The 13,131-nt window shown below is 73.7% G+C and carries 14 protein-coding genes; 4 read left to right on the forward strand and 10 right to left on the reverse strand.

Going from position 1 to position 13,131, the window contains the following annotated elements:
- Nucleotides 1-506: 506 nt before the first annotated feature.
- Genes ABD899_RS18345 through ABD899_RS18355 form a run of 3 tightly spaced genes read left to right on the forward strand, consistent with a single transcriptional unit; the run spans nt 507 to nt 1,953 of the window.
- Nucleotides 507-902, forward strand: coding sequence for an ArsR/SmtB family transcription factor (locus ABD899_RS18345; RefSeq protein WP_345208739.1), 396 nt, complete (start codon nt 507-509; stop codon nt 900-902).
- Nucleotides 899-1,384: an SRPBCC domain-containing protein gene (locus ABD899_RS18350; RefSeq protein WP_345208741.1), complete on the forward strand. Its 486-nt coding sequence runs from the start codon at nt 899-901 to the stop codon at nt 1,382-1,384. Before ABD899_RS18345 ends, ABD899_RS18350 begins: the two co-directional genes overlap by 4 nt.
- Nucleotides 1,385-1,389: 5 nt before the next feature.
- A complete protein-coding gene (locus ABD899_RS18355) occupies nt 1,390-1,953 on the forward strand; it encodes a TIGR03086 family metal-binding protein (RefSeq protein ID WP_345208743.1) in 564 nt (187 codons plus the stop codon).
- A 24-nt stretch (nt 1,954-1,977) separates the two neighbouring features.
- On the opposite strand, the gene ABD899_RS18360 is transcribed toward ABD899_RS18355, so the two are convergent.
- The 10 genes from ABD899_RS18360 to ABD899_RS18405 form a co-directional block, all read right to left on the reverse strand.
- Nucleotides 1,978-2,706, reverse strand: coding sequence for a DUF72 domain-containing protein (locus ABD899_RS18360; protein WP_345208745.1), 729 nt, complete (start codon nt 2,704-2,706; stop codon nt 1,978-1,980).
- A 169-nt stretch (nt 2,707-2,875) separates the two neighbouring features.
- The gene (locus ABD899_RS18365) at nt 2,876-3,976 is read right to left on the reverse strand and encodes an MBL fold metallo-hydrolase (protein ID WP_345208747.1); all 1,101 of its coding nucleotides are present in this window, start codon (nt 3,974-3,976) and stop codon (nt 2,876-2,878) included.
- 10 nt (nt 3,977-3,986) lie between these two features.
- Nucleotides 3,987-4,733 carry a gamma-glutamyl-gamma-aminobutyrate hydrolase family protein gene (locus ABD899_RS18370; protein ID WP_345208749.1) on the reverse strand — a complete coding sequence of 249 codons (747 nt, stop codon included), beginning with the start codon at nt 4,731-4,733 and terminating at the stop codon, nt 3,987-3,989.
- Nucleotides 4,734-4,748: 15 nt separating this feature from the next.
- On the reverse strand, nt 4,749-5,516 hold the full coding sequence (locus ABD899_RS18375; RefSeq protein ID WP_345208751.1) for a 3-oxoacyl-ACP reductase: 768 nt from the start codon (nt 5,514-5,516) through the stop codon (nt 4,749-4,751).
- Between the two features lie 2 nt (nt 5,517-5,518).
- The gene (locus tag ABD899_RS18380) at nt 5,519-6,922 is read right to left on the reverse strand and encodes an aldehyde dehydrogenase family protein (protein ID WP_345208753.1); all 1,404 of its coding nucleotides are present in this window, start codon (nt 6,920-6,922) and stop codon (nt 5,519-5,521) included.
- An 11-nt stretch (nt 6,923-6,933) separates the two neighbouring features.
- Nucleotides 6,934-8,319: a glutamine synthetase family protein gene (locus ABD899_RS18385; protein WP_345208755.1), complete on the reverse strand. Its 1,386-nt coding sequence runs from the start codon at nt 8,317-8,319 to the stop codon at nt 6,934-6,936.
- A 19-nt stretch (nt 8,320-8,338) separates the two neighbouring features.
- Complete coding sequence (locus tag ABD899_RS18390; RefSeq protein ID WP_345208757.1) at nt 8,339-9,085, reverse strand: FadR/GntR family transcriptional regulator; 747 nt, start codon at nt 9,083-9,085, stop codon at nt 8,339-8,341.
- A gap of 46 nt (nt 9,086-9,131) precedes the next feature.
- A complete protein-coding gene (locus tag ABD899_RS18395; protein ID WP_345208759.1) occupies nt 9,132-10,226 on the reverse strand; it encodes a branched-chain amino acid aminotransferase in 1,095 nt (364 codons plus the stop codon).
- A 67-nt stretch (nt 10,227-10,293) separates the two neighbouring features.
- A complete protein-coding gene (locus ABD899_RS18400; protein WP_345208761.1) occupies nt 10,294-11,355 on the reverse strand; it encodes a 3-isopropylmalate dehydrogenase in 1,062 nt (353 codons plus the stop codon).
- 70 nt (nt 11,356-11,425) lie between these two features.
- On the reverse strand, nt 11,426-11,521 hold the full coding sequence (locus ABD899_RS18405) for a 3-isopropylmalate dehydrogenase (protein WP_345208763.1): 96 nt from the start codon (nt 11,519-11,521) through the stop codon (nt 11,426-11,428).
- 414 nt (nt 11,522-11,935) lie between these two features.
- Between ABD899_RS18405 and ABD899_RS18410 the strand changes: the two genes are divergently transcribed.
- Nucleotides 11,936-13,129 carry a glycosyltransferase gene (locus tag ABD899_RS18410; RefSeq protein WP_345208765.1) on the forward strand — a complete coding sequence of 398 codons (1,194 nt, stop codon included), beginning with the start codon at nt 11,936-11,938 and terminating at the stop codon, nt 13,127-13,129.
- The last annotated feature ends 2 nt before the right edge of the window (nt 13,130-13,131 follow it).

The following is a 13,131-nucleotide window of genomic DNA, read 5'->3' on the forward strand; positions in this document are numbered from 1 at the left end:
ACTCCCGGCGGGCAACCTGCGCCACCGCACCGTCCTGCACCGCGCTCACCGTGTTCACCAGCCCCTGACAGGCCGCCACCACCGCCACCCACGCGCCCCGCCCACCACCGGCCGCCGCCGCGGCCACCGCTTCCACGACCTGACCCGCCCGGGCCACCACGTCAGGAACGGGGCCACCACGACCCCCGGCGGCACCGTCCCCGGCAGCCGGGGAGCCGGTGACGTCACCAGCGGGACGTGAGCGGGCGGCATCCAGCGCGCTCGCACCCTGAACCGGCGCCGCACCCTCCGCGTGACCGCCCATCTCGCCCCCCTTCCCCGTGACCCCACTCTACCGGCGCGAAGCGATTCGAACAAGTGTTCCACAGGCTCGGATTCCGCTGTCAGCGAACAGGACTCGGGACGACACCCACGTCGAACGGCGGCCTATACAACCAATTGGTTGACATCGGACCGGACCGGACGTACCGTCGGTAATCAACCACTCGGTTGACAAGGAGCGCCTCATGGCCGACCAGCTGTCGAAGGTCTTCGCCGCCCTCGCGGATCCGACCCGGCGCGACATCCTCGCCCGGCTGACGAGCGGCGACGCCACCGTCACGAGTCTCGCCGAGCCCTACGACGTGTCGGTCCAGGCGGTCTCGAAGCACCTGCGGGTGCTCGAGGACGCCGGGCTCGTCAGCCGCACCCGCGAGGCGCAGCGCCGGCCGGTGCACCTCGAGGCCGAGGTGCTCGACCTCATGACCGCGTGGATCGAGCGGTACCGCCGCCGGGCCGAGGAGCGGTACCAGCGCCTCGACGCCGTCCTCGCCGGACTCGACGAGGCCGGCGACCCACGACCGGCCCCCGACCACGACGACCACAACCACAACAACAACCACGAGGAAGGACGCGCATCATGACCACCACACGCACCGAGGCCAGGATCGAGGCGGACGAGCGGGTCCCCATGATCCACATCCGCCGCGAGTTCGCCGCGACACCCGCCCAGCTCTTCCGGGCCCACACCGACCCCGCGCTGTTCGCCCGATGGGTCGGACCCGCCGACATGGGGGCGGACATCGACTACTGGGACGCCCGCGACGGCGGCTCGTGGCGCTACACCGCCGGCCGTGAGGGCCTCGAGACCTCGTTCCGGGGCTGCTTCCACACGGTGAGCCCGGAGCGCATCGTGCAGACCTTCACGTGGGAGGGCATGCCCGAGGGGGTCGCCCTCGAGACGCTCACCTTCGAGGACCTCGGCGACGGCCGCACCCTCCTCCACGCGACGAGCCTGTGCGACTCGTTCGAGGCGCGCGACGCCTGGCTGGCCAGCGGCATGGAGACGGGGGTCGACGACGGGTACGCCGCCCTCGACCGGATGCTGGCCTCGGGCGAGCTGTGACGGGGATGCCGGCCGCCCCGGCTCCGCGGCACCGTGCCGTCGCGGGCCGGTTCGCCGAGGTGGCCCGCGGCACGATCGCGTGGGACGCGCCCAGCCCGGTCGCGGGCTGGGCCGCGCGCGACGTCGTGCGCCACCTCGTCGACTGGTTCCCGGGGTTCCTCGAGTCCGGCAGCGGCATCCGGCTGCCGGCCGGCCCACCGGTCGACGACGACCCGGTCGGGGCGTGGCAGGCGCGGGCCGACGCCGTCCAGGCGCTCCTCGACGACCCCGCGACGGCCGGGACGACCTTCGCCGAGGTGCACACCGGCGAGATGCCCCTCGACGTGGCCGTCGACCGGTTCTACACCGCCGACGTCTTCATGCACACGTGGGACCTCGCCCGCGCGGCCGGGCAGGACGTCGACCTCGACCCGGCCACGTGCGAGCAGATGCTCGCCGGCATGGAGCCGATCGAGGAGCTCATGCGGTCCTCGGGGCAGTACGGCCCCCGGGTGCCCGTCCCAGCGGATGCCTCACCGCAGGACCGGCTGCTGGGCTTCATCGGACGCGACCCGGCGTGGCGCCCCTGAGCCCCGGTCGGCGGGCGGGGCCGCTCAGCGGGCGAGCAGCTCACGCAGCCGCAGCGCGTTGGCCGCGGCGTAGCCGAACTGGTCGTTGTTGAAGTAGCCGAGCACGTGATGCCCGGCTCCCTCCCACTCGCGCAGCCGGTCGGCCCACCAGCGCAGGTCGTCCTCCGGGTACGACCCGGCGTACAGGTGCTCGTGGCTGGGGCCGTGCCACCGCACGTAGACGAGGTCACTCGTCGCCCGCAGCACGCAGGGGAGCCTGGCCCCGCTCATCACGACGTAGGCCGCCCGGTGGCGTTCGAGGATGCCGAAGACCCGGTCGTCGAGCCATGACGGGTGCCGGAACTCGACGGCGACGCGCACGGATGCCGGCAGGTGGGCGAGCGCGTAGTCGAGCCGCGCGTCGTCGCGCTCCATCGTCGGGGGGAGCTGGAGGAGCAGGGGTCCGGCCCGCTCGCCGAGGAGGCGCAGGCCGCGCTCGACGACCTCGGCCCACCGCTCCGGCGCGTAGAGCCGCCGCGCGTGGGTGAGGCCGCGGGGCGCCTTGACCGTCATGGTGAAACCCTGCGGCAGCCGCTCGCGCCACCCCGAGAACGTCGTGTCCCGGGGCCACCGGTAGTGGCTGGCGTTGAGCTCGACCGTGTCCAGCCGCTCTGCGTAGAACTCGAGCCAGCGCCGCCGGGGGACGTCGTCGGGATAGAACGGACCGGCCCAGCTGTCGTAGGTCCACCCCGAGGTCCCGACGCGGATCGTCACACCGCCATCCTGCCCCGGCCCGACCGGCCTGAGGCGGTCCGCGACATCACGGTGCGGAGAAGTCGGGGTCGGGACACCGGTTCCCCCCACCGCTGGGCGGGCGGGGGCGGAGGACGAGAGGCGAAGGCGCTCCCGGACCACCGGCGCCACGGAGCCAACCGCGGTCCGCTCAGAGCTCCCACCACGCGTCGAGCCCCGGCGGCGAGCCCACGTCGACCCGGTCGCCGACCCGCGGGACGGCCACCGGCACCCCACCGGTCGCGGCGGCGACGAGGAGCCGCTCGACGGGCTCGGACCACGGGTGCGGGGCGAGGACGAACGTGCACCAGTGGATCGGCACGAGGAGCCCGCCCTGCATGAGCCGGGTCGCCTCGACCGCCTCCTCGGGGTCGAGGTGGATGTCGTGCCACGCCGGGTCGTAGGCCCCGACGGCCATGAGCGCGGTGTCGAACGGCCCGTGGTCGGCGCCGATGCGCGCGTAGCCCGGGAAGAAGCCCGAGTCCCCGCTGAAGAAGACCCGCCCGCCCGACCCGGCGAGCACCCAGGAGGCCCACAGCGTGCCGTCGCGCCGCAGCCCCCGGCCGGAGAAGTGCTGGGCCTCGACCGCCGTGACGCGCACCCCCCGCACGTCGTACCCCTCCTCCCAGTCGCACTCGACGACCCGGTGGCCCGGCACGCCCCAGGCGTCGAGGTGGGCCCCCACCCCGAGCGGGACGATGAACACGGCATCCGTCAGCCCGGCGAGCTCACGGACGGTGTCCATGTCGAGGTGGTCGTAGTGGTCGTGCGAGATGACGACGGCGTCGACCCGGCCCAGGCCGGAGAGCGGCACCGGGACGGCGTGCAGCCGCCTCGGCCCGACGTGCCGGCTCGGGCTGCACCGCTCGCTCCACACCGGGTCGAGCAGGATGCGCACCCCGTCGAGCTCGACGAGGCACGAGGCGTGCCCGAACCACGTGACGTGGAGCCCGTCGGGGCGCGGCGCGTGGGAGGCGCTGACGACCGGGATCGGGGCGGGTGGGCGGCGGGTCGCGCTGCTCTCGCGGAAGCGCCGGAGCACGTCGCGCTGACCGGTCGGCAGCACGGCGGTGCCGCGGGTGGTGTTGTGGAACGCACCGGCGCGGTACGCCGGGGAGCGCTGCACCCGCTCGAGCCGGGCCCCGCTCGGGCGCCCACCCATCGCGGCGTTGACGCCGCGCCCTGCCGCCGCGAGGGCGCCGAGGGCGCTCGCGGCGCCGGCCGCGATCGCGAGTCGGTTCAGCCTGGTCACCACCCGATTGTCACCCGGCGCCCGGCCGGGTGCGCGACGCCGCGTCGACGAGCGCGTCGAACAGCCGGGTGTCGTGTCCGGCCTCGGGGTGCCACTGGACCGCGAGGCGGAACCTCGCCGAGGGATCCTCCATCGCCTCCAGCGTCCCGTCCGCGTGCCAGGCCGACGGCCGGTACCGCGTGCCTTCCAGGGTCTCCGGGCGCACCGCCTGGTGGTGGTACGTCGGGACGTCGAGCGAACCGGTGCCGAGCAGCTCGGCGAGCCGCGCACCCGCGACCGGGGTCACGGGGTGCGAGGTGTACTCCCCCGGGAGCGGGCAGTGCGCGTCGTGGCCGACGACGTCGGGCACGTGCTGCACGAGCCCGCCGCCGGCGGCGACCGCCATGACCTGCATGCCGCGGCAGATGCCGAGCACCGGGAGGTCGCGCTCGGCGGAGACCCGCGCGAGCGCGAGCTCCCACTCGTCGCGGTCGGGCCGCGGCGGCTGCGACGTCGGGTGCGGCTCGGCGTCGTAGCGGTCGGCCTGGACGTCGGCGCCCCCGGCGATGACGAGGGCGTCGAGCCGACCGAGCACGGCGTCGGCGAGCTCGTCGTCGGCGTCCGGCCGGGGCGGGAGCACGACGACGACGGCACCTGCCCGCTCGAGGTGCGCGACGTACCGGTGCGGCAGCACGGCGCTGCGCTGGGCGAGCCAGGGCGATCGGTCGACGTGCTCGACGTAGCACGAGACGCCGATGACCGGCCGGACAGCGCTCATCGCGGGCGTCCCTCCTCAGATCGGGGTGACGTACGCACCGGAGATGCCCCCGTCGACGAGGAAGGTCGAGGCCGTCATGAAGCTGGACTCGTCGGACGCGAGGAAGAGCACGGCGTTGGCCATCTCCTCGGGCTCGCCGAACCGGCCCATCGGCACGTGGACGAGGCGGCGCGCGGCCCGCTCGGCGTCCTTGGCGAACAGCTCCTTGAGCAGTGGGGTGTTGACCGGTCCCGGGCAGAGGGCGTTGACCCGGATGCCGTCGCGCGCGAACTGCACGCCGAGCTCGCGCGTCATCGCGAGCACGCCGCCCTTGGAGGCCGAGTACGAGATCTGCGAGGTGGCGGCGCCCATGACGGCGACGAAGCTCGCGGTGTTGATGATCGAGCCCGACCTCTGCTCGAGCATGTACGGCAGGGCTGCCTTGCAGCACAGGTAGACCGAGGTGAGGTTGACCTCCTGCACCCGGCGCCAGGCGTCGAGGTCGGTGTCGAGGATCGAGTCGTCCTCCGGGGGGCTGATGCCCGCGTTGTTGAAGGCGACGTCGAGCCGGCCGTACCGCTCGACCGCCGTCGCGAAGAGCCGGTCGACGTCGTCCTTGCTCGAGACGTCGGCGTGGACGTACAGCGCGTCGACCTCGGCGGCGAGCGCCTCCCCGGCCGCGTCGTCGAGGTCGGCGACGACGACCCGCGCGCCTTCCTCGGCGAACCGTCGCACCGTCGCCAGCCCGATGCCGGAGCAGCCTCCGGTGACGACCGCGACCTTGCCCTCGAGCCTGCCTGCCATGGTCATCTCTCCTGTGCCTCGGTGTTGATGAAGACGTTCTTGACCTCGGTGAACGCGTCGAGGGCGTCGGGCCCGAGCTCGCGCCCGAGGCCGCTCGCCTTGAAGCCGCCGAAGGGCGTCGCGTAGCGCACCGAGCTGTGGCTGTTGACCGAGAGGTTCCCCGCCTCGACGCCGCGGGCCACCCGGATGGCCCGACCGACGTCGCGGGTCCAGATCGACCCCGACAGGCCGTATGCCGTGTCGTTGGCCTTCGCGACCGCGTCGGCCTCGTCGTCGAACGGCATGACCGCGACGACCGGCCCGAAGACCTCCTCGCGCCACACCCGGTCCTCGGTCCCGCTGGGCAGCACGACGGTCGGCGGGTACCACCAGCCGGCGCCCTCGGGCGCCGTGCCGCGGAAGGCGACGTCGACCGGGGCGTGACCGGCATCCTGCGCCCCCTCGACGTAGCCGCGGACCGTCTCGCGCTGCGCCGAGGAGACGAGCGGGCCCATCTGGGTCGCCTCGTCGCTCGGGTCTCCGACGACGACGGCCCGCACGGCCCGCTCGAAGCGCGCCATGAACGCGTCGAAGACGGTGCGCTGCACGAGGATCCGCGTGCGAGCGCAGCAGTCCTGGCCGGCGTTGTCGAGGAAGCTCATCGGGGCGCTCGACGCAGCGGCGTCGAGGTCGGCGTCCGCGAAGACGATATTGGCCGACTTGCCGCCGAGCTCGAGGGTCACCCGCTTGAGCTGGTCCGCGGCCTTGCGCATGATCCCCTGGCCGACGGCGGTCGACCCGGTGAAGCAGACCTTGCGCACGTCGGGGTGCGTGACGAACCGCTCCCCCACGACCGAGCCCTTCCCGGGCAGCACGGTGAACACACCGGGCGGGATGCCCGCGTCGAGCGCGAGCTCGCCGAGACGGATCGCGGTGAGTGGGGTGAGCTCGGCCGGCTTGAGGACGACGGTGTTCCCGGCGGCGAGCGCCGGGGCCATCCCCCAGCCGGCGATCGGCATCGGGAAGTTCCAGGGCACGATGACCGACACGACGCCGAGCGGCTCCTTGAAGGTGACGTCGAGCCCGCCGGCGACCGGGATCTGCCGGCCGAAGAGTCGTTCGGGCGCCGCCGAGTAGTAGCGCAGCACGCTGACGACGTTGCCGGCCTCCCACCGTGCGTTGCCGATCGTGTGGCCGGAGTTGGCGACCTCGAGGGCGGCGAGCTCGTCGGTGGCGGCCTCGACCGCGTCGGCGAAGCGCCGCAGGAGCATGCCGCGGTCGGCGGGGGTGACGGCCCGCCAGGCCGGGCCGACCTCGACGGCCCGCGCGACCGCGGCATCCGTCTCCTCGAGCCCGACGAGGTCGATCGTCGTGACGACCTGCTCGGTCGCGGGGTTGACGACGTCGTGTGCGTAGGTGGTGCTCATGGTGGGTGGTGTCACAGCCTCTCGAAGCCGCGGACCCGCTCCCAGTCGGTGACCGCGCTGTTGAAGGCCGCGAGCTCGACGTCCGCGGCGTTGACGTAGTGGTCGACGACGTCGTCGCCGAAGGCCGTGCGGGCGATGGCGCTGCCCGCGAGGAGGTCCCGGGCCTCGGCCAGCGTGGTGGGCACGTGCTCGAGGTCCGCCGTGTACGCGTTGCCGGTCATCTCGGCGTCGAGCACCACCTCGTTCTCGATGCCGTGCAGGCCGCCCGCGAGCATCGCGGCGATGGCGAGGTAGGGGTTGATGTCGCCGCCGGGAACGCGGTTCTCCATGCGCAGCCCGGCACCGTGGCCGACGACGCGCAGGGCGCACGTGCGGTTGTCGCGACCCCACGCCACAGCGGTCGGCGCGAACGAACCTGGCTGGAAACGCTTGTAGGAGTTGATGTTCGGCGCATAGAAGTACGACAGCTCCCGGAGCGTGACCTGCACCCCGGCGAGGAAGTGGTCGAACAGCCGGCTGTGTCCACCCTCGCGGTCGTCGTCGGCGAAGACGATCCCGCCGTCGAGCCCGCGCAGCGACAGGTGGATGTGGCAGGAGTTGCCCTCGCGCTCGTCGTACTTCGCCATGAAGGTCAGCGACATGCCGTGCCGGGCCGCGATCTCCTTGGCGGCCGTCTTGTAGACGACGTGGTTGTCACTCGTGCGCACGACGTCGTCGTAGAGGAAGGCGATCTCGTGCTGCCCCAGGTTGCACTCGCCCTTCGCGCCCTCGACGGTGACACCCGCGGCGTACATCTCGTTGCGCACCTCGCGCAGCACGGGCTCGACCTTGGTGCCGCCGAGGATCGAGTAGTCGACGTTGTAGCGGTTGGCGCCGGTGAGCCCCTGGTACCGCCGGTCCCAGGCGTCGTCGAAGGAGTTCTCGAACATGATGAACTCGAGCTCGGTGCCCGCCAGGGCGCGGTACCCGAGGGCGTGTGCCCGCTCGGCCTGGGCGGTCAGGACGGCCCGAGGGCTCGGGCGCACCGGGCCCGACCCGTCGAGCCAGGCGAGGTCGCACTGGATCATCACCGAGCCCGGCTGGCCGGGGGTCCGCCGCAGGGTGGTGAGGTCGAGGACGAACTCGAAGTCGCCGTACCCCTGGTCCCACGACGACATCGCGTAGCCGTCGACGGTGTTCATGTCGACGTCGACGGCGAGCAGGTAGTTGCACCCCTCCGTGCCGTGCGCCAGCACGTGGTCGAGGAAGAACCGGGCGTGCAGGCGCTTGCCCTGCAGGCGCCCCTGCATGTCGGTGAAGGCCACGATGACCGTGTCGACCTCACCGGCCTCGACTCCCGCGCGCAGCTGGTCGACGGTGAGCTGCGGGGGTCCACCCGGATGGATCGAGCTCGGCATGGTCCGTCCCTTCGTGTCGCTATCCGATGAGTCCGCGCAGGAGGGCGGACGTCGCGTCGCAGTGCTCCTCCATGATGGTGCGGGCCGCGCCGGGGTCACCGTCGAGGATCGCCGCGACGACGGCATCGTGCTGCTCGTGGGAGTGCTCGATGTTGGTGCGCAGCACGGGGATTGCCGCGAGCAGCTCGCCCAGGGCGGCCTGCGCCCGGGTCACGGCCTCGACGACCATCGGGGACCCGGTCACGGTCGCGACGGCGAGGTGCAGGCGTGAGTCGGCGATGCGGTGCGCCGACAGGTCGGCAGCACGCACGGCGGCGCACGACTCGAGCAGCCAGTCGCGCTGGTCCCGGGACAGCGTGCGGGTCGCGGCGAGGCGCGCCGCGCCGGGCTCGACGACCCGGCGGTAGTCGAGGGCGTCCTCGAGGGCCGCGCCGTGACGGATGCCGGTCGCCGCCGCGGGCGTGGGCCGACCGCCCGGCCCGTGCCCGGCATCCGTGACGACCGTGCCGCCGCCGCGGCCACGCCGCGTCGTGACCAGGCCCGAGTCGCGCAGCGCCGCGATGGCCTCACGCAGGGTGTTGCGCGAGACGCCGAGCCGCTCGGCGAGGTCGCGCTCCGGCGGCAGCTGCTCGCCGACGACGAAGACCCCGAGCCGGATCGCCGTCGCGAGCTGCTCGACGGTGGTCTCGAAGACGTTGCCGACGGCCGGGCGCAGCACGGCATCCGGCAGCCGGGTGGGCTGCGGCGCGGGCTGCTCTCGGGTCACGGGAGCGAGGATAGCCGTGAATGGTCCGCCCGTGAACCTTTAGTCGTCAGGCGAGCCGGGTCAGCCAGCCGTGGGTGTCCTCGGAGCGCCCGTACTGCACGTCGAGCAGGGCGCTGCGGATGGCGTTCGTCACCTCTCCCCCGGACTCGCCCGCCGTCGAGGGGGCGGACCCACCCTCCCAGCGCAGCTCGCCGACGGGGGTGACGACGGCGGCGGTGCCGCACGCGAAGACCTCACGGATCTCGCCGCTCGCGACCCCCTCCTTCCACTCCTCGATCGGGATCCTGCGCTCCTCCGGGTCCAGGCCGAGGTCCTTGGCGAGCTCGAGGATCGAGCTGCGCGTCACGCCCTCGAGGATCGTGCCGGTGAGCTCGGGGGTGACGAGGCGGTTGTCGCGCGTGACGAAGAAGAGGTTCATCCCGCCGAGCTCCTCGATGTACGTCTGCGTCGACGAGTCGAGGAAGACGGCCTGGTCGCAGCCGTGCTCGATGCCCTCGAGCTGGCCGGCGAGCGAGGACGCGTAGTTGCCGCCGGTCTTGGCCGCCCCCGTGCCCCCGGCGCCGGCGCGCGCGTAGTGCTGGGAGATCCAGAGCGTGACCGGCTTGAGGCCGCCGGAGAAGTAGGCGCCGGCGGGCGAGGCGATGAGGCAGTACGTGACCTCGTTCGCCGGGCGGACGCCGAGGAACGCCTCGCTCGCGAAGACGAAGGGGCGCAGGTACAGGCTCGTCTCGCCCGTGCCGGCCGGCGGGACCCACGGCTCGTCGACCGCGAGCAGGGCACGCAGCGAGCCGAGGAAGTCCTCGGTCGGCAGCTCGGGGAGCGCGAGGCGGCGGGCGCTGCGCTGCATGCGCTCGGCGTTGGCCTCGGGCCGGAACGACCAGACCGACCCGTCGGCGTGCCGGTAGGCCTTGAGCCCCTCGAAGATCTCCTGCGCGTAGTGGAGCACCGCGGCGCTCGGCATGAGCTGGATGGGTCCGTAGGGCTCGACGCGGCCGTCGCCCCACCCACCGCTCCTCGTCCACACCGCGCGCACCATGTGGTCGGTGAAGAAGACCCCGAAGCCGGGGTTGGCGTGGATCGCGGCGCGCCGCTCCTCGCTCGCCGGGGTCGGGTTGCGACGGACGTCGAAGGTCAGGCTCATGGGACTCGCGGGTCCTTTCCTCGGGGAGCGTCGGTGCTTCCCGAGAGGCTACCGGTCGGGCGCCGACTCAGAGTCGGGCGGCGATGGCGTCACCGACGGCGGAGGTCGCGCGCGGCGCCGTGCCCCGCTCGGCGAGGTCGGCGGCGACCGCCCGCTCGACCCGCTCGGCCTCGGCGGGGTGTCCGAGGTGCGCGAGGAGCATCCCGACCGACAGCACGGTCGCGGTGGGGTCGGCCCGGCCCTGGCCCGCGATGTCCGGTGCCGAGCCGTGCACGGGCTCGAACATGCTCGGGTAGCGCCGCTCGGGGTTGATGTTGCCGCTCGCCGCGAGCCCGATGCCGCCGGCGACCGCCGCGGCGATGTCGGTGATGATGTCGCCGAAGAGGTTGTCGGTGACGATGACGTCGAAGCGCCCGGGGTCGGTCGTGAGGAAGATCGTCGCGGCGTCGACGTGCTGGTAGGCCGTCTCGACGTCCGGGAACTCGGCACCGACCTCCTCGACGGTGCGCCGCCACAGGTGACCGGCGTGGGTCAGCACGTTGTGCTTGTGCACGAGGGTGAGGTGGCGGCGGGGGCGCGCCTGGGCGCGGGCGAAGGCGTCGCGGACGACGCGCTCCACGCCGAAGCGGGTGTTGACGCTCACCTCGGTCGCGATCTCGTGCGGGGTACCCGTGCGCAGCGAGCCGCCGTTGCCGACGTAGGGCCCCTCGGTGCCCTCGCGCACGACGACGAAGTCGATGCCGCCGGGGGCGACCCGCTCGACGTCGAGCGGGCTCGCCACCCCGGGGTAGAGCCGGGCCGGTCGGAGGTTGACGTAGTGCTCGAGGGCGAAGCGCAGCGGCAGCAGGACCCCCCGCTCGAGCACCCCGCTCGGCACGGTCGGGTCACCGATCGCGCCGAGCAGGATCGCGTCGTGGGCGGAGAGCTCGGCGAGCACGGACTCCGGCAGCGTCTCGCCGGTCGCGTGCCAGCGCCGGGCCCCGAGGTCGTACTCGGTCGTCGTGACCTTGGGGCCGTCCGAGCCGATCGCGGCGTCGAGGACCTTGAGCCCCTCCGCGACGACCTCGGGCCCGATGCCGTCGCCACCGATGACCGCGAGGTCGAGGGTCTGCGTGGTGCGCTCGCTCATGCTCTCCAGCCTAGGGACGGTCCCGGCATCCGGACGGTCCGTCCACTGCGTGGGCGCGACGGGGGTCGAGTCAGTCGTCCGAGTGGCCCTGGTCGCGCAGGTCCATCGACTCCTGGAGTGCCTGGCGCGCCAGGGTGGCCTCGTCGAGCATGGGGTTGTCGTTCATGGTCGTCTCCTTCGGCGGCCGGTGGGCCGGCGTCATCACTGCTGTCTGTGGGTGGTCGGCTCGAGCCGACCGATGGGTCGGCGAGCCGGTCAGCGACGTCGCGGGGTCTCCGCGGCGAGGGTGCTGACTACCGGACCTCGCCGCGGCCGGGAATGAGGAGGAGTCCCTCGCGCCGCTGCATGCCCCCGACGGTACGTGGGCCCCCGCCCACCCGTCAGTCCACTCTCACCATCCGGACGGTTCACGGACGAGACCTGCGCCACACCGGGACATCCACCCCCCGGATCCGTCGTGGCGTGAACACTTCACCACTGGATCGGTGGCCCGACGTCATGCGAGGTCCGAGCGAGCCGCGGCCGGTGCGCTGCTGCGGCAGGATGCTGCCGACGAGCCGGCCGGACGACGGGAGGTCGAGTGCGCATCCGCTACCTGCTGCTCGACGCGTACGGCGTGGGCGGCACGATCCGGGCCACCTTCTCGATGGCGGGGGCCCTGGCCCGGCGGGGCCACGACGTCGAGGTCGCGAGCCTGCGCCAGCCGCGCCCCGAGCCGCGCCTCCCGCTGCCGCCGGGCGTCCGGCTCGTGTCGCTCACCGGCACCCGACCACGCCGCGTGCGCGGGCTGCGGCCCGGGGCGACCGTGCGGTGGGCGACCCGCGCGGCGCTGCGCGGCACGGCGACCCGTCTCGCAGACGGCGCCGACCCCCGTGTCGGGTCGCTCACCCTCGCGTCCGACCTGTGGCTGCGCCGCTACGTGCGCGCCCAGCACGACTGTGTCGTCGTCTCCACCCGCGAGGCGCTCTCCGTCGCGCTCGCCCGCGTGCGCACCGAGGAGCACGTCGCCGTCGCCCAGGAGCACAACCACATCCGGCGGGGCGCGCCCAGCCGCGCCGACTACGTGCGCTGGTACCCCTCGCTCGACGCCCTCGTGACGCTCACCGAGGGGGATGCCGCGGACTACCGGGCGCTGCTCGGCGCGGGCTGCCGCGTCGAGACGGTCCCCAACGCCGTGCCGCTGGGGTGGGTGGCGGGGCCGGCGCGGCTCGAGGACCCCGTCGTCCTCGCCGCGGGCCAGCTCGTGCACCGCAAGGGCTTCGACCTGCTCATCGACGCGTGGGGCCGGGTCGCCCGGGACCACCCCGGCTGGCGGTTGCGCATCGTCGGGAGCGGGCGGGAGCGGACCGACCTCGACCGGCGCGTCGGGCAGGCCGGGCTCTCGGGCAGCGTCGAGCTCGTGGGGTTCGCCCCCGACGTCGGCGCCGAGCTGCTCGGGTGCTCGGTCTTCGCCCTGAGCTCGCGCTCCGAGGGCCTGCCGATGGTCGTCCTCGAGGCGATGGCCACCGGCGTCCCGGTGGTCGCCTTCGACTGCCCCACCGGCCCGCGCGACCTCGTCGTCCACGGGGTCACCGGCCTCCTCGTGCCGCCGGGCGACGTGGCGGGGCTCGCCACGGCGATCGGGCGGCTCGCCGCCGACCCGGGCCTGCGCTCGGCGATGGGCGCCGCGGCCCGCGACCGGGCGGCCGCCTTCGACGCCGAGGTCGTCGCGGCCCGGTGGGAGCGCCTGTTCGGCGAGCTCGCCGACGACCGGGGGCTGTCGGTCGGACGGTAGAG

It is taken from the genome of Fodinibacter luteus (assembly GCF_039541575.1).
GTDB classification, from domain to species: Bacteria; Actinomycetota; Actinomycetes; order Actinomycetales; family Dermatophilaceae; genus Fodinibacter; species Fodinibacter luteus.